The sequence below is a fragment of the Flavobacterium sp. DW-iso2 genome (assembly GCF_058725285.1).
Window position 1 is genome coordinate 1 of sequence record NZ_JBZXDY010000040.1, and the last position, 23055, is coordinate 23055.

19 protein-coding genes and 1 pseudogene are annotated in these 23055 nt (G+C 30.0%); 10 read left to right on the forward strand and 10 right to left on the reverse strand.

Annotated features, from left to right (window positions below):
- Positions 1–77 precede the first annotated feature (77 nt).
- The 4 genes and pseudogenes from AC4PRO_RS17245 to AC4PRO_RS17260 form a co-directional block, all read left to right on the forward strand.
- Positions 78–698 (forward strand): annotated as a pseudogene (locus tag AC4PRO_RS17245) (DUF885 domain-containing protein); the annotation flags it as partial.
- Positions 699–1013: 315 nt separating this feature from the next.
- On the forward strand, positions 1014–2396 hold the full coding sequence (locus AC4PRO_RS17250; RefSeq protein ID WP_492118259.1) for a tyrosine-type recombinase/integrase: 1383 nt from the start codon (positions 1014–1016) through the stop codon (positions 2394–2396).
- Between the two features lie 60 nt (positions 2397–2456).
- On the forward strand, positions 2457–2795 hold the full coding sequence (locus AC4PRO_RS17255; protein WP_492118260.1) for a type II toxin-antitoxin system RelE/ParE family toxin: 339 nt from the start codon (positions 2457–2459) through the stop codon (positions 2793–2795).
- On the forward strand, positions 2777–3091 hold the full coding sequence (locus tag AC4PRO_RS17260) for a helix-turn-helix domain-containing protein (RefSeq protein ID WP_492118261.1): 315 nt from the start codon (positions 2777–2779) through the stop codon (positions 3089–3091). The genes AC4PRO_RS17255 and AC4PRO_RS17260 overlap by 19 nt, the downstream gene beginning before the upstream one ends.
- Positions 3092–3503: 412 nt before the next feature.
- Here the strand turns inward: AC4PRO_RS17260 and AC4PRO_RS17265 are convergent, their stop codons facing one another.
- The 6 genes from AC4PRO_RS17265 to AC4PRO_RS17290 all read right to left on the reverse strand — a co-directional run bounded on the left by AC4PRO_RS17265 (position 3504) and on the right by AC4PRO_RS17290 (position 10700).
- Positions 3504–4349 carry an HNH endonuclease gene (locus tag AC4PRO_RS17265; RefSeq protein ID WP_492118262.1) on the reverse strand — a complete coding sequence of 282 codons (846 nt, stop codon included), beginning with the start codon at positions 4347–4349 and terminating at the stop codon, positions 3504–3506.
- Positions 4350–4351: 2 nt separating this feature from the next.
- Positions 4352–5863, reverse strand: coding sequence for an AAA family ATPase (locus tag AC4PRO_RS17270; RefSeq protein ID WP_492118263.1), 1512 nt, complete (start codon positions 5861–5863; stop codon positions 4352–4354).
- A gap of 160 nt (positions 5864–6023) precedes the next feature.
- Positions 6024–8075 (reverse strand): DUF3732 domain-containing protein, encoded by a 2052-nt coding sequence (locus AC4PRO_RS17275; protein ID WP_492118264.1) that lies wholly within the window; start codon positions 8073–8075, stop codon positions 6024–6026.
- On the reverse strand, positions 8075–8584 hold the full coding sequence (locus AC4PRO_RS17280; protein ID WP_492118265.1) for a three component ABC system middle component: 510 nt from the start codon (positions 8582–8584) through the stop codon (positions 8075–8077). The genes AC4PRO_RS17275 and AC4PRO_RS17280 overlap by 1 nt, the downstream gene beginning before the upstream one ends.
- Positions 8581–9798 carry a hypothetical protein gene (locus AC4PRO_RS17285; protein ID WP_492118266.1) on the reverse strand — a complete coding sequence of 406 codons (1218 nt, stop codon included), beginning with the start codon at positions 9796–9798 and terminating at the stop codon, positions 8581–8583. Before AC4PRO_RS17285 ends, AC4PRO_RS17280 begins: the two co-directional genes overlap by 4 nt.
- Positions 9799–10364: 566 nt before the next feature.
- A complete protein-coding gene (locus tag AC4PRO_RS17290) occupies positions 10365–10700 on the reverse strand; it encodes a hypothetical protein (protein ID WP_492118267.1) in 336 nt (111 codons plus the stop codon).
- A 400-nt stretch (positions 10701–11100) separates the two neighbouring features.
- Between AC4PRO_RS17290 and AC4PRO_RS17295 the strand changes: the two genes are divergently transcribed.
- The 6 genes from AC4PRO_RS17295 to AC4PRO_RS17320 all read left to right on the forward strand — a co-directional run bounded on the left by AC4PRO_RS17295 (position 11101) and on the right by AC4PRO_RS17320 (position 18299).
- Positions 11101–13266 carry an HsdM family class I SAM-dependent methyltransferase gene (locus AC4PRO_RS17295; protein ID WP_492118268.1) on the forward strand — a complete coding sequence of 722 codons (2166 nt, stop codon included), beginning with the start codon at positions 11101–11103 and terminating at the stop codon, positions 13264–13266.
- Positions 13267–13268: 2 nt separating this feature from the next.
- Positions 13269–14771 carry a restriction endonuclease subunit S gene (locus tag AC4PRO_RS17300; protein ID WP_492118269.1) on the forward strand — a complete coding sequence of 501 codons (1503 nt, stop codon included), beginning with the start codon at positions 13269–13271 and terminating at the stop codon, positions 14769–14771.
- Between the two features lie 255 nt (positions 14772–15026).
- Positions 15027–15941, forward strand: a complete 915-nt coding sequence (locus AC4PRO_RS17305) for a helix-turn-helix transcriptional regulator (RefSeq protein WP_492118270.1) — start codon at positions 15027–15029, stop codon at positions 15939–15941.
- Between the two features lie 192 nt (positions 15942–16133).
- Positions 16134–17129: a hypothetical protein gene (locus AC4PRO_RS17310; RefSeq protein WP_492118271.1), complete on the forward strand. Its 996-nt coding sequence runs from the start codon at positions 16134–16136 to the stop codon at positions 17127–17129.
- 354 nt (positions 17130–17483) lie between these two features.
- Complete coding sequence (locus AC4PRO_RS17315; protein ID WP_492118272.1) at positions 17484–17687, forward strand: hypothetical protein; 204 nt, start codon at positions 17484–17486, stop codon at positions 17685–17687.
- A 48-nt stretch (positions 17688–17735) separates the two neighbouring features.
- The gene (locus AC4PRO_RS17320) at positions 17736–18299 is read left to right on the forward strand and encodes a hypothetical protein (protein ID WP_492118273.1); all 564 of its coding nucleotides are present in this window, start codon (positions 17736–17738) and stop codon (positions 18297–18299) included.
- A 137-nt stretch (positions 18300–18436) separates the two neighbouring features.
- Here AC4PRO_RS17320 and AC4PRO_RS17325 read toward each other — a convergent pair whose 3' ends face one another.
- The 4 genes from AC4PRO_RS17325 to AC4PRO_RS17340 form a co-directional block, all read right to left on the reverse strand.
- On the reverse strand, positions 18437–18979 hold the full coding sequence (locus tag AC4PRO_RS17325) for a hypothetical protein (RefSeq protein ID WP_492118274.1): 543 nt from the start codon (positions 18977–18979) through the stop codon (positions 18437–18439).
- A 422-nt stretch (positions 18980–19401) separates the two neighbouring features.
- Positions 19402–21831 carry a hypothetical protein gene (locus tag AC4PRO_RS17330; protein WP_492118275.1) on the reverse strand — a complete coding sequence of 810 codons (2430 nt, stop codon included), beginning with the start codon at positions 21829–21831 and terminating at the stop codon, positions 19402–19404.
- 4 nt (positions 21832–21835) lie between these two features.
- Positions 21836–22114, reverse strand: coding sequence for a helix-turn-helix domain-containing protein (locus AC4PRO_RS17335; RefSeq protein WP_492118276.1), 279 nt, complete (start codon positions 22112–22114; stop codon positions 21836–21838).
- Between the two features lie 91 nt (positions 22115–22205).
- The gene (locus AC4PRO_RS17340; RefSeq protein ID WP_492118277.1) at positions 22206–22919 is read right to left on the reverse strand and encodes a hypothetical protein; all 714 of its coding nucleotides are present in this window, start codon (positions 22917–22919) and stop codon (positions 22206–22208) included.
- Positions 22920–23055: the final 136 nt, after the last annotated feature.

Consider the following 23055-nt stretch of genomic DNA (forward strand, 5'->3'; position numbering starts at 1 on the left):
TTCGCTTGTACGTTTTTTTCATAATTCAACAAAGATAAAATTTATCATTTGTTGCGTTAGGTTATTGAATTCTCCCAGAATACAGTCAAGGAACATCAGACGGTTCACGCCCAGGAGTGTTTTATGTACCAATACCAGACATCAAAGAATACAATATGTATGGGGACGAAGATTTGTTTTTGCACGAAGCAATCCCTGGGCATCATTTTCAAATCTCTTTACAACAAGAAAACAACGCATTACCTGATTTTAGAAAATACAATTGGTTTGGCGCTTACGGCGAAGGCTGGGCTTTATATACAGAAAGCTTGGGTAAAGAATTAGGCTTGTATAAAGATCCTTATCAATATTTTGGTATGTTAGGAAATGAAATGCATAGAGCAGTACGCTTAGTTGTTGACACAGGAATACATAGTAAAGGATGGACCAGAGAACAAGCCATTCAATTTTCAATGGAAAATGAGGCCGAAAGTGAAGCTGGAATTACTACAGAAATCGAACGTTACATGGCGATTCCCGGACAAGCTTTATCGTATAAAATTGGTCAATTGAAAATAATGGAGTTGCGCAAAAGAGCACAAGACAAAATGGGCACCAAATTTGATATTAAGAAATTTCACGAAAAAGTGTTGGAATCTGGAGTAATGCCATTGGCCTTACTAGAAAAAAAGATTGACGCTTGGATTGCAGAAAAATAAAACAATTTTAAATAGTAGACATAAAAAAAGCTTCTCAAATGAGAAGCTTTTTTTGTGCGGATAATAGGACTCGAACCTACACGCCTACCTACTCTATTTGATATTTTTAACAAACCCTGCAAAACCTACAGATTCAATCCGAAATCTTAGCAAATTCAACACTTACAGACTTATAATTTAAAATTTTACAATAGTATAAAATAGAATGAAGTAGAATGAAACAGCATAAATGTTTGGCAATGGTTTGGCAACTTTTAAAACTTGCCAAACATTTTCATATATTTGTTTCATTCAAAAGCTCAAAACAAAACAACAATGGCATCGGTAAAGTTTAGATTAAGAAGCAAGGCTAATAAAAACGTTTCTATTAAAATATACCTCTCAACAGGTAGAGGCAATAAATTTTTAGAATTAAGCACTGGATTTACAATAAACCCAAAAGACTGGAGCGAAGCAACCAACCTGCCAAAGCAAAACAATGCTGAAAACAAAATTTTATCTAACAATCTCAAAAAGTTAGAAACATTTGTTTTAAACAACCTCAACAAAGATTTATCAAACAGCATTCTAATAGATTCCTTTTGGCTAGAAAAAAACATTAACGGTTGTTTCAATAGAGTAGTTCAAACAGATGCAGGTTTGTTAGTTAACCACATCCAGTATATCATTGACAATGCAAACACTCGTAAAGTAGTATCCAACGGAAATGTAACAATTGGATTAAAACCAACTACTATTAAAAACTATAAGATATTCAAAAATAGAGTATTGGAATATGAAACCCATATAAAGAAACAAATTCGTTTTGCTGAAATCACAAAACCTTTTATAGATAAATTCACCAATTGGCTTGTAAATACTAAAATGTATTCTACTAACTATTCAGGGCGATTACTGGAAGCCTTGAAAACAGTTTGTAAAGATGCTGGAGAAAATGAAATAGAAACAACTCCTTTTTCAAAAACAATTCAAAACTTTAGGGAAGCCGATAATGACCGTTACATTCAAACATTATCATTTGATGAACTGGAACAAATCAAAAACGCTGATTTTTCCAATCAAGAACAATTGAACAAATTCAAAAAAGAAAACCCCGAATTAACAAACCGTTTAGCAATCACAACTGAAACATTAAACAATGCCCGAAACTGGATTTTATTAGGTTGTGAAATTGGACAACGTGGTGGAGATTTACTAAACATTGAACCCGAAGACATTCGATATAATGGCAAAAGTATTTACATTGATATTCTACAACAGAAAACAAATAAAAGCGTAACGGTAGTAATCGTTTCGCCTTATGTTGCTGATATGGTTTTGAATCGCTTTCCTAAAAAAATACAACACCAAAAACTAAACAATATTATCAAAGTGGTTTGTAAACTGGCGGAAATTGTTGAGGTTGTTAAGGGAACGAAATTAAATATCGAAACCAACCGCAAAGAATTAGGATTTTATCCAAAGTATGAACTAATAGCCTCACATTGTTTCAGACGTTCCTTTGCTACTAATTATTATAAAAAAATACCAACACCAATTTTAATAAACATAACTGGACACAGTAAAGAGTCTTTATTTTTGAGTTACATCAATAAAAGGGAAGACAAAGACGCTAACGCTGATTTATTCAAGCACTTTTATGAAGACCTCAACAAAGACAAAGAACCTGAAATGAGAGTTGTCAAAAATGCTAATTAAAAAAATCATAAATAGCACTCAAAATAGTAACGAATTAATTACATTTGTAAAACAATAACAATGAGGACAATATTCAGAACAGATGAGTTTTTAGAATTTTTGAACAATTCAGAAACTAATGTGATTGATAAAATAGATTACCTATTAGAGATTATAATAACCCAACCCGTTATCAATTCTAAAATAGCAAAGAAGTTAATCAATTCTGATTTTTATGAGGTGCGTATTCAGGTTAATAACGAATATAGAATTATTGTTTTTACAATAGATCACGACAATATAACCCAAAGTAAAAATATCCTGTTCCTCAATGGATTTATGAAAAAATCTACAAAGGACTACGACAAACAAATAAAAACAGCAATCAAAATTTTAGAAAAATGGCAAGACCAATACTAAATTTAGAAAAAATAAAAAGAGAGTTACCAACAATCAATGGCTATTTAGATGATAAATATGGTAAACAAGGTACGCCCGAAAGAGAGGAGTTTTCTAAAAATGCTTTATCTTTTTATTATGGCGAATTGATAAAAGAAAAACGTAAAGAGCAACATTTGACACAACAACAATTAGCCGACCAAATAGGCAAAGAACGTGCCTATATTGCCAAAATTGAACAAGGTAAAACGGATTTACAAATATCTAATTTTGTTCAAATCATTAATGCTTTAGGCTTGACATTACAGGTTAAATAAACAAGAGCTTTTTAAACGGTATAGGAGCTTTTTAATAAAAGATATCAAATAAGATTTAACTATTCTACAATTACTTTTTCCTCTTCGCTTAAACCATAACGTCAATTTCTTTTTCTAAAGCTGATATATTCGGTATCAGGGGCTTATTTAGAAAATCAATCGCTAAATCCTTACGAAAATCTTTACTTTCTTTTTCGTTAATCGTATCAAGAACTTTATCAAGTTCGTTTCAAAACTCTCAATATGAAAACAATTGGTTTGATTTTTAGAAAAGTTTTGTTTAGTGCTTTACGTGGATCGAGAAGTTGTAAGTCATATCTGTAAGAGTAATTCTATTCTTCAAATTTAGCAATAAAAAAGACAAATATAATTCTATGGGATAAATGATATTGTATAGTTTTTCGAGAATCACTCAAATTTGCCGAAAACCATTATCACAAAACCAGTCATCATTTGAAAGACCTAAATACAAAGCTGTTTGCCATGAATTTTTGTTATTTTCAAATCTAGAATTGGCATAATCACTCAATACTTTTTTTACGCCTGTAGCTCCTGCACCGCTATCATAATTTTTAATTAACATATTTTTGATTCCAGATAATTCACGCCCCGATTGTACGCTATAAAGATCATTAAGATTATATGATTCAAAATGATATTTAACACGTTCAAATAATAAATCTGTCCAAGTTGGTTGCCTCTCAACATAAAAAACTATCGATATTGGATTTGTTTTATTTATATTAACTTTTAGCCACTGAACATTTTCAATATTATCGTAATATGGATGTAAAGTCTCTGTTTCAGGAGTGGTTGGGTATGATGATGTCTTTCCAGTGTTACAATCTTTACAGGCAGGAATTAGATTAATAGGCACAATAGACAGTCTTGGATACTCTGATTTCGGAAGATAATGATCTATTGTCGTAACGTCTCGATGTGCGCAAAGGGGACATAGTCCTTGTGGTGCGGAGAGAATTAATTCATCATAATGAACACGACCAACAGCATTACCTACCATTTGACCTGTATAAACTTTTTTTAAATCTGAAACGCTAACGTTGCTATTCACTAATGTTTCTCGACGTATGGTATGGATTAATCCCTTGGTGATCTTATTTTCAAATTCTTCTTCAGCTTGTTGAATTAGAGTTGTACAAGCATTTAATCTCGCTCTTAATTCATGACTTCTAATCACGGTCAAACAATCATTATAAACTTTTACAGATGATAAAGTTGGTTTTACTAAGTTACGCATCGTTATTTATTTTTACTTGCTATGATAGCCATTAGTACCGAGCGTGCCTCCATTCCAAGTTGATCATTAAATTCTTTCAATACGGCATTAAAGTTATAATTTTTACTTTCTGCAAGATCTGATAATAATTTATAAAATCCAGATTTTGTAACTTCTAATCCAAATATTTCATTTGTGAGAATCCCTATGTTTTCGCCGAAAGACTCAATATTAAATCTTTCCGCTAGTGAAAGAGATCCGCTTCTACGTAATTTCCAAGCACAACTTTTAGGTACTTCTTGCAAAATTACTGGTGAGTGTGTTGCTACCATTGCAACACCATTAGTAGTGGTTAATAAATCAGAAACAGTACGGATAAACGCTGATAACAAAGGGGGGTGTAAATGGGCTTCAGGCTCATCCATAATTACCAAACTTCTTTCCTGTAATTTTTCAATTAATTTGGTTATGGTTAGTAAAATTATTTTATGTCCAGAACTAAGCCTTCTAAATGTTTTTATTATTTCAACGCGAGACAATCTCGAATCACTCAAGCTTATAAGTTCAACTACTCCTGCCTCACGGAAATTAGGGTCGGATTGTAATGTTGAAACAGCATCCTCCCATCTTTTTTTAAGACCTCTTGATTTACATATTAAAAGACTTTCATAAAATTCGTATGGAAGTTTTGAAGGATCTTTCATTTCTTGACCGTCATTATATCTTAAGCCAATATATGAGTACTGTAAACCATTAATATTAGAAATATCTTCGGTTCTCATATTTAATTCATCAAATGCACTAAAAGATATACATATGAGGTTAGCAAAACTTGAGTTGTCATCGTCATGTTCGTCATCATTTTTAAATTTAAAACCGACCTCTTTTGATTTTGAATCTGAAAGGAGGGAATTTATCATATTATTAATTATATAAGTTTTACCAACCCCATTCCTACCTATAAGTACATGTATATTAGTTGGCGGAAGTGATTCAGGTTCTACATCAAATGATAGATTTAGATTTTGTTTGTGGTCAATATTTACTTGACTGAAGCTAAAACTAAATGGTGTTAATTTAGCCCCTCCCAAAGCAAGCCTATGAAATTGACCCGTAATAGTTGATTTGCTCAAGGATCTTAAGAAGGAACTTTTGACAACGGGTTCGTGTATAACGGCTTCAAGCAGGTCGATGTTTTTTGCAAGATCATTTAAAAGTATAAGGATTTTATCTCTAATTTCAGGGTCTAATTTTTTTAAATTCTCATAATATTCTTCACTTTGACCTAATGAAAAATAATCATCACCAATATACTCGAAAGAATGTCCTATTTTGAAAACACGAGCTGATTCTTCTTGACCTTTAAATCCTATCATAATATTTCCAAGAATCTGCTTTTCTGAATTATTATCTATATAAAATATTCCAAATGAGGTATAGTAACTAAAATCATTCCAGTTATCCCAAGTCAAGAACACTATATTTTTACTTTCAGCCTTATATTCTCCCCATCTATCTAATATTTTAAAAATCATCTTTTAGAAATTAACGTCGTATTTTATTATTAAAGTTATGTCAAATGTAATTTACAAGAAAAAGTACTTAAATTAGGACTACAAACGAATGTTTAATCTTTTTTCTTTAAAAAAATTTATAAAGAAATATTATATTGAAAAAATTTAATCGCACTAGGAATTAATCATTCTCAAACCAATCTTTCCTAATAAGAGCATCAAATTTAGGATCATCAACATTATCTCCTCTCCATTCCCCTACTAATTTAATATTCTCATCCCCTTTCCATGTTGATTCAGGAGCATGTTCTAAAATGATTATTTGAGTTTGAAAATTTGTCCTGACCATAAAGTCAGAACACGCACTAAAAATTAATTTTGTGTTTTCTATATCTTGTGATATTTTTTCTTTTTTCTTCTCTTCTACATTATCATTAGATTTTGGATATTCCTCTGGAAAGTAAACTTGACTAGGCTGGTCTAAAACCAAAAAAGATGGGATATAATTGATTTTACCTTCCTCAGGTAGTTTTAAAAAATACTCATGTAAACCAAGCATTGTAGCCAAATGATAGCACATATGATTTGCACCACTTCCAATTTTAGACAAATAATTACGACTTCCTGTGTTTGTGTCCTCAACCCAAATCCCAACACTTTTGTCTGGATCAAGCCAAACTTTTCTATTATCTTTTGATTCGATGGGTAATTTTTTGATGTAATTATCTATTGTATCACTTACTTTTTTTAAACATGAATTCTTATCAAATGTTTTAGTGAGCTTGAATAGTTCTTCACGTTTCTCATTCAAAATCTTTTTTTGTCTAATAAGCTCCGTAACCAACTCTCCTGTTGGAGCTAAAGAGTCCAAAGTCTTTAAAACATGCTCTATTTTTCCTGTAAATTCAAAAACATCTTGATATTTCTTATAGTATTCTTTATTTTCATCAAGCAATATTTTTATGTTAGAATTAATAGTTAGCAACATTTTTTCCTTATTCCTAACGTCATTCTTTAGGGAGAATTTTTCTTTTTCAAAACTGAACGACATTTTTTTTGACTCTCCTATAATTGAAATATTATTCATTTCACTTTCTTTCAAGGATAACAATTCGTCTATAGCTTTTTCAGATTTTGAATCACAAAAAGGACAAATATCTGTTCCTTTTTGATTTAAAAACCAATCAATTGGCTTTAGTCTCTTATCTAGTTCTAAAACAACATCGGACAAATATTCATTTTTTGATCTATCAAATTGTTCTATTTTTGATAAATCTACTTTCAATGCGTCTAATTCTCTACTAAGCCTAATCCTATTCTTATCAAATTCTTCTAATTTTTCTGAATATCTTAATGACGAATTTTCTTTTAGGAAATTATTGTTTTTTACATTTTTTACAACGTTTCTCAGTTCGCCTTTAATTTGCTCAACATTAGATGTTTCTATATTAATATCTGCATTTGTTAAACCTAAAGTAATTGCTTTCGTATAGTATTCATAAACATCTTTTTGCCAATTTTCATAAGCTTTTTTTAAATCTTCAATCCTCTTTTCATTTTCTCGATATTCTTTTTCAAGAACATCTATATCCTTTTCTAAAACCAACATGTCATAAGATTTGTAACCTAAAACTAAAGGAAATAAATTTTGAAGTCTTTTTAAATGAACAAATGTATCTGTATTATAAAAAATAGTGGTGGAGTTCGCGATAATACCTTGTGGCTGAAATTGAAAGGCTGTGGTGTCTCTAAAACTTGCTGGTGAATCTAGTGGATTATTTTGAAAATCATCATTATCACTAATGTTTTTAAAACCTGACGCTACTGTTAAATGGTTCTTTAATGTTTCCCTGTTTATTTTATAATCATCTTTATCTTTAATCCATTCATTAGTCCGTAATGATTTATTTTCGCCTTTTACGCTTACATTATAATAATACATATTTTCAGATGTACAAATATCTGATGTTGGACAATCCCTAGCAATAAATATTTTTTCACCATTAAGATTAATGAAAATCGCAAATTTATCAACTTTGTTTCTTATTAAATCAATAGGAATATTACAATCTTTACTACCTAGGCAGTAGTCAATAATCGATATTATTGCAGATTTACCTCTTTGACTATATCCAGTTATGACATTTACTTTATCTTCATCAAAAACTATAAATCTTGGTTTATAATTTTTATCTTTTGCATAAAGCATAACCGTTCCTATTTTAAGTTTCATCAGAAATTAATATTTAGTTCAATTTGAATATTTTTTTTGTTTTTTTTGGCAAATATAGCCCCTAACTTATATGCTGTTAATTGAATCTTTTTTATACTGTTTTCTGAACTTAAATTTTCGTTATGAAACTTAATCCTTTCAGTTTTAAATCCTGACATAATCTCAATTGTTTTATTATCCTTGTTATATGATAAGATTCTTTTACTAAAGGCAACATTCAACCCATTAAATGTTTGTTCAGCCATTTTCTGAGCTCGCTCTTGCAGTCCTAAAGTTATACTATGATCTTTCGAAATAGCAGTGTAGAGCTGGTCTGAACTTTTAAAAATTTCCATAGCATTATTATTGTACACGATCGGCAAAACAAAAAAAGCATATTCAATTCGCGGAAACTGAATTACCTCATTCCTACCTTTAGAAACCTTATTATAACCAAGCGTAAAGCTATGTAATGCGAGAGCACTAATAGCAGAATTTTGAATTAAATCGAAAAGATTTTCGGTTCTCATTTACTTTTATATTTTATGTCCCAATCAGGTCTCCATCCTATTTCAGGTTTATTTGATAAATGCAAAAAACAACCGTTTTTAACATATTCGCTTTCGGTAGTAAAACCAAATCCCTCTTTAAATTTTAACTCAATACTTTTCATTATTGTGTCATAAATTTCAATTGAAATTGAAATTTTATCATCTTCGCTATATTCATCTAACTCTTTTAAAACTTTTGAATCGTATAATTCTTGCCAATGAATTTTACATTGCTCAACAAACACCTCAAAATCGTATTCTGTATAATCCCCTTTTATAATTATATGCTTTATCTCGACATCTGAATAAATAAAATCATGAATTGCTTTAAGTATTATTCTTTCCTTTGCGTCTTTATTTCTTTTAATATCCTCTAATTGTGTAACAAACATTTCTTGTCTAACGTTACTAATTAACTGATCATCAATTGCACTTAGTGATTTTTTGGTTCTAAATACGGCATTCATGATAGATGAATTAGTTGTGATTTGATAATATTTACCATCGAAGTCATTTTTGCTAAAGTTTGCAATATCTGAATTTAACCATTTGGATTTTGCTCGCAAACTTATCCATCCATAAAATTCTTCATAAATTGCATTTCTGATTATATCTGTGTAATTATCACCACTTATATGTAATTCAGAAAAAAACTTTTCTTTGGCATTTTCTTCATCTTCAATTATTATATTATTTTTTATTATCTCAAATGAAGATTGATTTGATAAAACAAACTCAATATAATCAATGCTTTTTTTAATGTGAGTACCTTTTTTAGCAGTTGACAATTTTGTTTTTTGAGTAGTTAAGAGATTATTAATCAATGTAAGTACATCGCTAAATTTTTCTTTTTTTATTTTTACCAATAAAGAATCATCTGATAACTTTTTGTTTGTAGAACAAACAAAAACAGTTTTATCATTGAATGTTTTATTCTCGATTTTTTGTATCCAAATTTCTAAAGTTCTCCATAAAGCCTTACTTGTATTTTCAAAAGTAGTACCTGTGCTTAATATACTGTGCTTAGCTTGAAAAGTCATTAATACAGACCCTTTCTCATCATGAGCTGCAACATCATCTACGCTTTCAATAGAGACAAAATCTTTGCTATTTTGTAATCTAGAAAGTGTAAGTAATGCTTTTTCAAATTGATAAATGTATCCCGAAGCTGAACCTGAAGCTAAATCAGACATAAATTATAAATTAATTTTAAAATTTTTCACTCTTACAATGTTTTAATTTGAAATACCAAATTACACTTATTTTAAAGAATTTATTTAATAAAATCAATAATTTATTACTTGTGCATTTCTCACAAAATAATTAAACCCTTAAAACTGGAATTTTATATTTCAAACCATAGAAACCTTATAATTGGAAATAATACTGAATCAGTTTTAAACTGATTTTAAAGAAGGAAACAACTCTAATTGAAGTAAAGTCAAATTGATTGACCACTCAATGAAGTTTTATAAACATAAATGTTTTTATATTGAGGAAAGAGCTGTTTTTTTAGCCATACAATAAATTAACTATGACCCTTCAGTAATATCCCACTAACGAAACATTCTCCCTGAATTAAGCTCGACATCAAACTCGTTCTTTATGAAAGCATATTAATACATTGTCAGATAAAATTTATGTACCCTTTTGGCTTTTTGAGACTCAATTAAAAATTGGATGAGCATCTATATAAACAGAGGCTTCAAAATATAATTTCAGTAAATCTCGTTTGTGTTGTAAATCTATAGATTAACAACTAATCGTTACTCTTCCCTTTTTTTAGAAGTTCGTTGTATTCTTCTAAGAGCTTCAAATACTTGTTCTTCCAGTATTCCGCTTGTGATTCTTCTTTTTTATAATCATCTACGGGTTCATTACTAGCATTTTGATAAGGATTAAATTCTTTAATCTCTTCTGTGAAATCATAATGGATGATCTTCCCTATTTGTAGTATTATATCCAGAGAAACATTATTATTTTCAAACATCAGATACATCCACCTTCTGCTTTTATCCAAACGTTTCGCTAATTCCGTGATAGGATAACCACTAATATAAATAGCTTTTTTTATTATTTCTCCTCTGTGTTGCATGGCTCAAATTTGTGTACTTAAGCGAGAAATAAATTTTACTAAATATACACATATACGTGCATTTTGAGTGTATATTTGTCGTTGACCATATTGTTCTAAGCACTCATGAGTATCTGAAGTGTGCATAAAAAGCTCGGTTCAGCTCGGAGGCAATTTAAAGCCCTAAAAAAAAATGGGATAGTTATAATAAAATTTTAATAATCGCATCTGCTTCTAACAGAGACAAAGGGAAGGGTAGGAAAATATAGATAGAAAAAGTTGTCGTTCAATTTAAAGAACAAGCAACCTCGTGAATCTATAAGTTTCTATAGGGAATAATTATTAGAAGAGGTAAAAAAGAGTTCGACAAATCAAGCAACGCTCAGGGATAAGCTGGGTTGAAAACTATATAAAATAAGCAATGACATTTACAGAGGCTAAACAGGAATTTGATATTAAATACGAAAACGTAACAGAGTTTGATTGTTTCATTCAAGAACACCTAACTTTTAATAAAAAAACTAATTTTAAAAAGAAGAACGGAACTAAAAACGAGCAGTATTATAAATGGCAGTTTTTGTACTCAATTATACAATCTGGACTCTTCACAAAAGATTTTGTTGGAACAGAAGTACACTTTCCAAAAGGAAATAAATCTTCTGCACCTTTAAAACTTGACGGAGCAATTTTTGACGACATTACTTGGTTTGACAAATACAAAGACTACCACGAAAACGGAAATAATGAAAGCTTAGAATGGTTACGTGAACATTTAATAGTTACATTAGAATTCAAAAAAGAAGACAACAAAAATGTTGTGGATGTTTGGGATAAACAACTAAAAGCTTATTTAAACGAAAGCAGAAGACCGTTTTGCTTAGCAGTTTTATACGACACAGAAAGACTTTATTTATTCCGTAAACACAATAATAAGTTTTTAAGATATAGCGAAGAATTTAATACTAAAGGCGAAGACAGCAAGACCAAAGAATTGGCTTTGCACCTTCCAGACCCATACTTAAATATCCCAAGTTTTGTAGATATTTTAGAATGGACAGAAACCACAAAAATTGATCGTTCCAAACGAGGAATTAAAGAGTTAGATATTATTTCTGGAGTACATTCAACGCAAATTAATGATGCAATGAGTAGTATTTTACGAACTATGGAAAAAGTTGGTTTAGTAAATGAAAGGGGATTTGAACTTTTAATTCAAATATTAGCATTAAAGATTTTTGATGAGAAAAGGAATGAAAAAAATCACATTCATTTTTTAGACTATTATATTACCGAAGATGAAAGAAATTTCAAAACTCTTGCAGATTTAAATCTCCAAGAATTTCTCACTAGGATTAATCATTTACGCTTAGAAGCTTCTGGGACTTATCATAGAATCCTTAAAGATAACACGTTAAACCCAAAAGATGAAAATCATATAAAAGTTTTGATTGAAATTGTATTACAATTTCAAGATTACTCATTTGTAAAGTCCCATAAAACAGATTTATACCAATTAGTATTTTACAAATTCGCTCCAAAATTTTCAAAAGAAGAAAATGCTCAATTTGTAACACCATTACCATTAATAGAGTTTTTAGTTAGTATTGTAAATCCAAGAAATGGAGAAACAGTGATTGATCCGACAGTTGGTATTGCTGATTTTCTTTCCGTTTCTTATGTCAATTCAAAAAGTAAGCTAGACGATAATAATATTTTCGGGATGGACATTTCAGACCAAATGGTAATGCTTGCTACCTTAAATATGTTATTGAATGGTGATGGAAATGCCAAAATTAAAGCCATAGCTGGTCAAGGCTCTATTCTTTCGAAATTTGACCATAAGGGAGATGTTATTGAACTTGTACCTAACATGAATAAAAATGGTCAATGGGATAATCGACCTGATGAAAATCAATTAAAAAAATTCGATGTGGTTTTAACTAATCCACCATTTGGGGAAGATAGAGCATTCGTGCCTTTAGATGATAGAGAACTTGAAATGATACAATGTTATGAACTTTGGCATTTGTACGGAAGTAAAGGAGAACAACCTTTAAAAGGAAAAAAGAAAAAGGCAGAAAAACAAATTAACAAATTAGATAAAGGGATAATATTTCTTGAAAATGCATATCGTATTTTAAAGGAAAATGGCAGAATGGGAATAGTAATCTCTAATTCCATTGCCAGTATTGATAGCCACAAAATAGCAAGGAAATGGTTAATGGATAAAATGCGAATCGTTGCCATTTTTGATTTACCAGCTAATGTATTTGCTGAAACAGGGGTAAATACTTCAATTATTGTAGCCTATAAACCCAACGAAAAAGAATTAACTAAATTAAAAGCACAGAATTACGAAGTGTATTTTAAAGGTATTGAAAAAGTCGGTTATGAAGTAAAGACAAGTAAACGAGTAAAGTTTTTTTCGCCAAACTATAAGATCAATTACGAAAACTTTGAAATAGAAATTGACAAAGACGGAAGAGCTTTACTAGATGAAGAGTTCACAAATACTATTTCTGAATTTAAGAAATGGTGTTTGAAACAAGAAAAATCTTTACAGGATATTTTTATAAAAGTTAAGTAATCATGAGCAACAAGTATATAAACACACCTAATTCAATCTCTTTCAACACTATTGTTGAGAAAGACTATACTTTGTCTTCCTCGCAATATATGGACTTGATAATGCCAAACGAAAATTTTCTTTATGTGAAAGACTTTTTGGAAAGAAATCTACAAAGAAATGATTTAGGAGCAGAAGTTGGTTCATTAAATTACATTGGACAATCTACACATTATTTTGTAAGAACTAGAGCTTTGCAATCTCATTCCTTTTTACCAGAAATAACAAGTGAAACAGCATTGTCTATAATGCCAAATTCATTTGTAGAGATGAATTTAAGAGAGGGTGATATTCTGATATCGAAGGACAGCAATATTGGTGAAATAGTAATTTTAGATAAAGATTATCCAAATTTTATGCTGTCAGGTGCAATTTACAGATTACCAATAACAGAAAAAAAATACTATTTATTGGCATTTATAAAACATGCTATTTTTAGAGAACAATTGGATTTTATGGTTCCAAAAGGAGCTACAATTCGCCACGCCAAAACAATGTTTTTGGACTGTAAAATTCCAATGCCTAATAAAGATACGGAAAGTGTAATCAACTTTGTCGAAGTTTTAACCCAAGCCATAATCAACAAAGAAAAACTAATTAAAGAACGCCACGAAGCCATTTTAAAAGCTATTGAAACTGAGTTGGTGGAAAATCAAAAACCATACAAGTTTAGCTTTGAATTTCCAAGAATAAATGAATTGCAAGAAGTCGGTAGGTTAGATACTAATCTTTATAGAAAGCATTTCAAAAATGTAGTATTTGAAATTCAAAACTACGAAAGAGGTTCTCAAACCATTTCGGATTTAGGTTTCACTCTTTCTCGAGGTCAAAATTTACAAGTTTCAAACATCGGAGAAAGCGTCTATTCAAAAAAAAAACATCCAAACTTTTATACTTTAATGTTGCCAAAATTCCTTTCAAAATACGGAACTGTTGATAAAATTGAATATTTAGGGAATCAGAATAATTTAAAAACTTTACAAAAAGGAGATTTAATTTTTGGAGCCGAAGGTTTTGAAAAAGGAAGGTCTATTGTGATAATTGAAGAACAAAGCCGTGCAATTACTAACATTCACGGAATTACAATTCAACAAAAAGAACAAAATGTAAAAAAAGCAATTTACGTAAAATGTTGTTTGGATTATTTTCGGAGCAAAGGACTGATAGACCTTTATGCAGTTGGTGGAAATGGCGGGAGTTTAGGACAGAAATATTGGGAAATTATACCATTCCCAATATTTGACATATCTATACAAAACGAAATAACTAAACTTTATCACAATGTGAAAATTGAGTACAAAACAGAAAATTTTACTTTAGACAACTTTTTAGACAAAGATACTGAGTACAATATGCATGCAGGAATTTACGAGTTAGACAAGACAGCAAAGCAATTAAAAGAAATATTAAACCAATCCATTGATGCTATAGTAAATGATAGAGAGGTGGAAATAAGATTTAAGTAAGATACATGCACTCACGAAATCACCTGACTTCGAGAGTTTTTTTTAAGATAGATAAGAAAACTCTAAAAATTTTCATATACCTTTCCCTATAATAACAAATTTCTTTCTGATTTAACCTAACAAGCTTAATTGATCGAAATACCGATAGTATTAAGTAAATAATCCATTTAAGAATTATGATAATCATTTTTAAAGATCAAACCGACACGATTTGTCGGTCTATTTTATTACCTTAGCAAAAATACAATTTCACTTATGGCAAAAGTCGGGTTTTACAAACGTTATTTATACATTGTTGATAGATTGAAATCAGTACCGAGCAACTTTCAGGATTTGCACAAATATGTGATGACAAAACTTGAAAATGATGATTTGGGCAGTAATTTCGAATACTCTTCCCGTACATTCGACAGAGACAAAAAAGATATTTTCGACTTGTTCGGAATATTGGTGCAATACAACCGCAAGGAGAAGGTTTATTATATTGATGAAGAAGTTGAAGATCCTTCCGTCTCAAGAATGATAGAAGCATTTTCTATACATCAGGCATTGAAAGAAGGAAACCAAATCTCTCCAAGTATCTTTTTGGAAAAACGTAAAGCATCAGGAACCCATCTTATAAATGGTATTTTATATGCAATTCAAAACAACTGGCAAATATCATTTACGCATACCAAATTTTGGGAAATGGAAATAACCCAACGTACGGTTAAGCCAATTGCTATAAAAGAGTCACAACACCGTTGGTACCTCATCGCACAAGACAACAAAGATTCCGAAATCAAAAAGTTCGGTTTCGACCGAATTACCGATTTAAAAATTTCGGACATCAAATTTAAGCCCATCGTTTTTGATGTAGAAAAACACTACCAATATGCTTTTGGTGTGGAAACCAGTTCCCAAGCGCAGAAAATTATATTAGAATTTACATGGCGACAAGGTAATTACATCAAATCGTTTCCATTGCACTCCTCTCAAAAAATAATTTCTGACTTTAAAGCTTTCCTGACAATTGAATTATTTATGCATCCTTCCTATGATTTTGGTATGGAATTGCTGAAATATGGGGAGGACGTAAAAGTAATAGAGCCTTTAAAATTAAGAGAAGAGATGAAACATAGAATAATTCAAATGATGCGGATGTATAATCTTCATAAATCAATTATTTAAAATTTAATTTTAGTCAAATAACAATTTTACCGATACTCCTCAGTATCGGTTTTTTTTATTAAAAATAACACCGACACAGTTTGTCTGTCCTTCCTTTGACATTTGCTTAATGTTTAGGCTTAAATGGTATTACTAGCCATTTTCTTAACCGTTAAGTAAGTAACTCAAAATAACAATTAAAAAATTTACACCATGAAAAAAACATTGTTTTTATTTGCAATAACTATGATTTTTGAACAACAAACACAAGCACAAACAATAGGACAAGATTTAATTGGCGCAGGATTATCATCATTATTTGGTGGGAGTTCAAAAAAACAAAAGAAAATCGAAAGAGAAAGATTTGTAGTTGATTCAATCAACAACGCACTAGCTAAGAAAAAAGAAGAAAGAAAATTTTTTGTTAAGGATTCTATAAAAAATGCAGAATATGTTAATTATCAAAATAAATTAGCCAAAGAAAAAGAGTTAGAAGAAAAAAAGAAACAAGAATGGTCTTATGGTTATTCTAAGGAAAATCCCTATTCATTCACTTTCCATAAAACTATAGTTGGTTATTTTGTGGGGGGAAATATTGATTCACCAAGAATAGCTATGGATATTTTTTCTGATTCCACTACGACAAGTAAAATTGGTTCGGTAAAATTAAGTGAAATATTACCAACAGAAGTCTTTGATGTCTTGGCTTATAATCCATATAATAAACAATATTTGATTAAATCGAAAAAAGACAGCAAAATATGTGTTATACATGAGGATGTTATGTACTACCAAAATTGGGGTAAAAGTAATGGTACTACATTAACTACTGAATACATAAATCCACAAATTGTTGCTCAGAAAAAAATATTACTTGATAACTACCGTGTAAAGTTAAATGGTGCTTTATCTACTGTTGATAAATTAGAAGCGATTCATGCCAAACACATGTATAAAAGAGTTAATTCATTTGGTGTTGTAATCGAGAGAGGTTACGACAAAGATAAATTTACAGCACAGGAAAAAGTTACATACAAACAATTAATTTTTAAATTGGAAAAACAACGTAATGGTATAAATACTGAATTAGATAGAAATTTAGGTAGAAACAAAACCATGAGAGGATTGATTGATACCAATGACATCAATAAACAAATGCAAGTTGAACACGCTTATACCGATTATTCGTATTATGCATTAAAATGGTAATACTCTTATCCCCATATGTAATGTATGGGGTATTTTTTTTATAAATTAGAGGAATTCAAAAAAACATTCCTTAGACCTATAACTTTAGAAAAAAAAAGTACAATATTATTATATTCATGATTTGTACTCTTCAAAAAAAGCAAAAAAATTAAAAGAGATCACTTATCAGAGTTTAATTTTAGCGCAAATAGTAATTTGTCTAATTCTCTACATTGATTGCATTGCAAAATTGAATGATTAATTGAAAAAATAAAAGAATGAAAATATCTTTTTCTCCGACACGTTTTGGCTGTATTACGACATAATTTTGATAAAAAATAAATGAAACCATAACTTAATTTAAAACATCATTACATGAAAAAGATAACAATAGAACTGACAGATGAGCAATACGAAAAAATGGAGGCGCACAAAAAAAGAGGAGCTGAAATAAATGGGGAATCGGATAGTCTTTCTGGATGCAGTATTAAATTATGTTGCACGCCAATAGAAGATTGGCTCGAAATCGATATGAATGGCGTTTTGGATTTAGGAGAAGTAAACTGGAAAATTGAATAGACTATTGAATACTTATTTTTTTTTAAAATTCTACTAACACATACAAGAATGAATAACGAAATATATTACAAAGTGGAAGGTACTATGTATCGAACAAAAGGAGAAGAAACTAACCCTATTAAAATTGATGAAACTTTTGAAGATGTAAATCCAATTGTTGCCAGAGAAAAAGCTTTCAGTCATTATCAAAAATATATCGGTCTATTTCTTCAAAAGAATGGAAAAGAATATGAAAGCCATGAAAAAACGGTGGCAGAACTAATGGATTTTTTTGTGTCAGGACGAAAACATAAATTGTTCCCAGATTTAGTTGACATGGATGGTACGCATTTGAGTATTTATCTGGTAAAAAAGACACCAGAAACTTTTCAGAACGCTTTAGGAGAAACTGATTATCAAAGTAAATGGCGAATTCATTGGATAGACAATCAATCCGAGGATTGGACTGCATACATCTTGAAGTCTTTGATGTATGAATATTCAACTTATATAAAGAATGGATATAATTGCAAGAGTCACGTGACAATGTTTAACACCCTTAACTATTTTAAGAAAAGAAGTATTCAGCGCATCTTACAAACGCCACTATTCATGAGTGGCAGGAGAACATAAACCTACAAGTATTAGTCTTAATTCAAGAGAAGTATTTTTTTTGCTTTATGTTATTCAATAAGAAATATTTACATAACATTAAATATACCTCAAACGGTTTTAATATTTGGTGTAGCATTTGTCTTCTCATCAAGTTGTCAACTTTTTTCAGCAAGCATTTTTTTATAAGCATCAATAATTTCTGAGTGTGATGATGACAATAGGATTCGGGAATAACGTTTAGTCATATTTCCTTTGTAGTACTTTCTAAAATTCTTAGTATTTGGTTCATTTCGCTCTGCAGTTGTTAAATATCCTGCAAATGAAATTGGTTGTTTTTTTGTTTGTTGTTCGTATAATAGCCCAGTTGTTTCACGATGCACGAACCGCATTTTGTGATAATAAAGTTTCCTGCAAAACTTTCCTGTAATTGGACAAACAAAATATTTCACAAAACCATTACCAATGTTTGAGGGAACTGATTCTATGCTTATTTTATGTGTTATTGTATTGTCTGTTCCCTTTGGATATGCAAAAGTTACAAATTTTTCATTTTCATTTGCAATAAACGTTATGTTTAATTTCAATGAAGCTTCGTTGTTTTTTATCAAATTTATTGTTGTAGCTGTTTCAGAGGTTTTAAAATCTCCTTTTCTTGTTAAATCTGTAATGCTTATTGTTAAACAATTTTCTAATGTCATAATGTTATCTGTTTTTTTTGCACCATTGAATTATCTCTTTTTTTTTAAAAAAATTATTTTTTAAAACTCTAAAATATTAAGGTATATATCCTTTGAAATTTATAATAATACGAGAAAAGCCTACTGCGCAATGTTGCAGTAGGCTTTTTTTTTAAGTAATTCGCTTTCATGAGTGTTTAATTATCCATAACTTTTTAGAATGTTAAGTTGATCGCAATTTAATTCATAGACCTGTTTCAGTTCTTAATCATTAATATCACAGAGTTTTATTACGGTTAAACGGTTTAAATGATTTTTTCGATATAATACCTGTTAATGTTTTTAATTTTTATTTTTTATTTTTTAAATCTTAAATTATTAAATTTACCGTAACAACTGTAACAACTTTGAAGAACAGTAGATTTTTAACCGTATTTAAACTGTTAATCAGTTTTTTTTAATAGCGATTCTAGAGTATTACTATGTTCTATAGTTTTAAAATCAATATCAAGCACTCCAAGCTGTTGGAAGATATTTTTATAGACCCATTTTTTTTGTGATTTTGAGTAGTCCCAATTTTTTAAGCTATCATTTTTTTTAATGGAATAACTAAACCACACTTCAATATAATCTCGAATGTTTTTGTGATTGAAAAGTTTGTCATTTTTTAAGGGGTTTTCGTATTCTTGGTAAATTTCATAAAAATCAGTCACATTAAAGGGTTGCTGTTTTTGCAATAGAATGTTTAAAATACGCACAAATTCGTTTAATACAATTTCGTTACTAAATTTGACATTATAATTGTCTATGTCTTTGTCATAATTAGGTTTTGTTAATCCTTTTTCAAAATATAATTTTACGCACTTGAAAATAAACGAGTAAAACATATTCCATTCATTTGAATTCCAATCCACAAAGAAGCGCTTGCCAAATTCATCTACTGGAGTATTATTACTATTGTAATGATTATTTATCTTAAACTCAATAAATCGCCTATTTGTGGAGTTTTCATCAACTGAATAAGGAACTAACCAATTGGTAGTTATTAAAAATTTTGGTGAATTTTCAAATTCCAGCATTTCAGCTTTAGTTCCTTTTCTTTGGCGGTTAATTCCGCCTAAAATATTTGTGTACAAACTATCATACTTGAATCCTGCTACAACATCGTCAATACAATATAAACGTATTCCATCATCTAAATCTCCAAAAACAAAATCATAATCAGGATTAAATTCTTTCCCACCTTTTAACATTGTTGGGAGTAATTGTTTTAGTCCTAGAAAAATTAGTGATTTACCACGACCTCCATTTCGTCTTGTCCCATCTGCTCCATCATCACTCAATATAATTGCTGGAGAATTAGAGGGGTCTTTATAATTATGAGCCATATAACCAATAAGTATTTTTAGTATCTCAGAATTTTCTCCGCCAATATTATTTATGAATTTTTCATAATCTCCGATTTCCTCGGTATAACTAAAGTCATGCTCTTGAATTTTGTGTTTGTGAAAAAAGCCTGATACAGAATCATATTTTTGATTTTTAATGTTTCCTTGTTTATCCATCATAATTAAACCATTCTCGAATGACAAAGCGAATGTGAATTGAGTATCTCTGTAAAAGATTAATTTTTGAGAATCGAGAAGAGGTAATGATTCAGATATAATTTTTTTGTACTGACCAGCGATAAGATCTTCAACTGCTGAAAAATTAATCTTACTTTCAATAATTCCTTCCTTAAATATTGATAATAAATCTGTTTTAGTATTAAGAAACTCTATAACGTTGCCTTTATTTCTTGTCAGTAGTATTTTGTCATTTAATGATGTTATTCTTTTAACGCCAGAATCAACAAGAAAATCACGACAAAGAGCAGGTGTTGTTTTGAATTTACCCTTTTCATCTCTAAAATAAAACAGCCCTTTTACGTTGGGATTTTTATCTGGTCTGCAAATCTCTTTTATTCCAAACTCAACAATATCAAACAGAGTTACGTTTATAATCTGAGATTCCAAGACAAAAACCGCATCATGTAAACGGACATAATTTTTTAGATTATTTTGAGCAATAAATTTTTCGATATAACATTTCTCATACTTACTAAAGTCTCTATAAGCACGTCCTTTTTCGGAGAAACGCTCGGGAGTTAATACATTGTAAGCCTTAGTACCATAAACTTTTTCTAATTCGTTAATCGCTGTCGTATAGTAATCCCCATATTCCTCGCTGGAATGTGCATTCAAATATTTAGCAAATAATTTCTTGCTCAAAATGTCATAAACTGTGTGTCGGAAGTTTGTTCCTAATTCTTTATCGATAAAAGTTGGATAAGCTCGTTTAATATCATTTTCTTTAATTTTAAATGGCAAGAATCCTCTTAAAATGGATGGTATTTTGACCAAAGGGTTATATTCCCTGCTATCATATGCTGTTACATTAAACAGTACATCATCTTCTGTTTCGTAAAGACCTTGTAATTTTAGAACCATATAAATAACATAATTTTTATATGCCTTTATGTTGAACGGATTATATGTTTCGTTATTTTTCCTTTTCTCATCCGCTTTTAGCATATACTTATGTAACAATCCAGGGTCGTAGTTAAAATACTTTTCATCCAATTTTTTTCCATTTTCAGAATAAGCGATTAGGAACAGTATCAAATGATTATTTTCGGGAGGGTGTTTTCTAAAGAATTCGTAAACTACAATAAAATATGTATCCCTTTTTGAGTGAAATTGTATTTTGCAAATTGCATCATCAATAGTGAATTTCATTTTTGTAATACTTGACTTTTTTTTAATACTTGCCACAAATTCTTCTTCCCAAGCTTTCATTACATCAATGCTTGATATTTTGTTAAAATCTGACATAGGCTTAAATATTTAGAGGTTTAAGGCTTGCTTCGATTTCGGAACGGAGGAAATAAACTCTTCCAGATAATCCCAGCGGATTTAATGTACCATTGTTTTGCCACAGTGCGATAGTGGTAATGTGTACGCCAAACATTTCAGCAACATTACTTCTTGTGAGATAAGTAGCTGGCTCTTTTGGAGTAAAGTTTTTAGAAAGAATTTTGAATTGTTTCTGTATACCTTCTTCAATTAAATTTTGTAATTCTTCAGGCGAAATTTGATAAAGCTGTATTGCTTCCATAAATAAAATTTTTTATAATTATTATGGTGCAAATGTTGAAATACGTTCATACTGTGGGAAGTACGAAATTGTACTTTTTACGGTACGAAGATTATTCTTTTGACTTATACCACTCTAAAGCAGCTGCATAAAGGTTTTTCCGATTTTGATTACTTAACACTATTAAGGTTTTTATTTTTCCTAATTCCTCATAGTTTTCCTCAAACCAAGTTTTAAAAGGTTCTGGGGACTGATGGATAAATTTGTCTTGATGCATTCTTCTGTAATAATAGCTTACATCGTCTTTACGCCCTCTATCTTTTCTTATACAGGTTTCTAAAATGTATTTAAACAATTCGAAACCATTATTTGAAAATATGTTGTCATACTTGTTGAAGGTTGCTTTGATAAGAGCTAAGTTTCCCTGTACATCTATCGTTTCAGATTGTAGAGGTTCATTCGAATCAATATTTTCAAGGGCAGATTCAATAAATTCAATGTCTGTTAGGCACATTTCACTCTTAGTAAACTTTGCTATAGGGCTGTTGACTAGATAGCTCTTTCCATAATAATTATTAACTGCGTCGGTTTTAGATTTAATTTCTTTCTTTCGATTTAGGTTAATATCACCATAATCAATTAAATTTTTGTCCCGTAAACCAAAATTTATTTCTAATATATGTCTGTTAAGTCTTGTGTATCTTATTTGTGCAATATAATTCGCAATAACTTCTTTCAATTCTTTAACTGTTTTTTTACAATCAACTGTAAAAGAATCTAATTCTGTTGTAAAATTAGCTTGCTCATCTTCTAAGAATTTTTTCAATATTATTTCTTTATAGATACATTTTTTTTCTTCGATTGTTGATTCTGTAATTGGCTTTTGTATTGGATCAATACCAAAACCTGTGGAGTAGCAAAAATTAAGCGTAAATATTTGTTAGTCTGAAAAGGAAAAACTC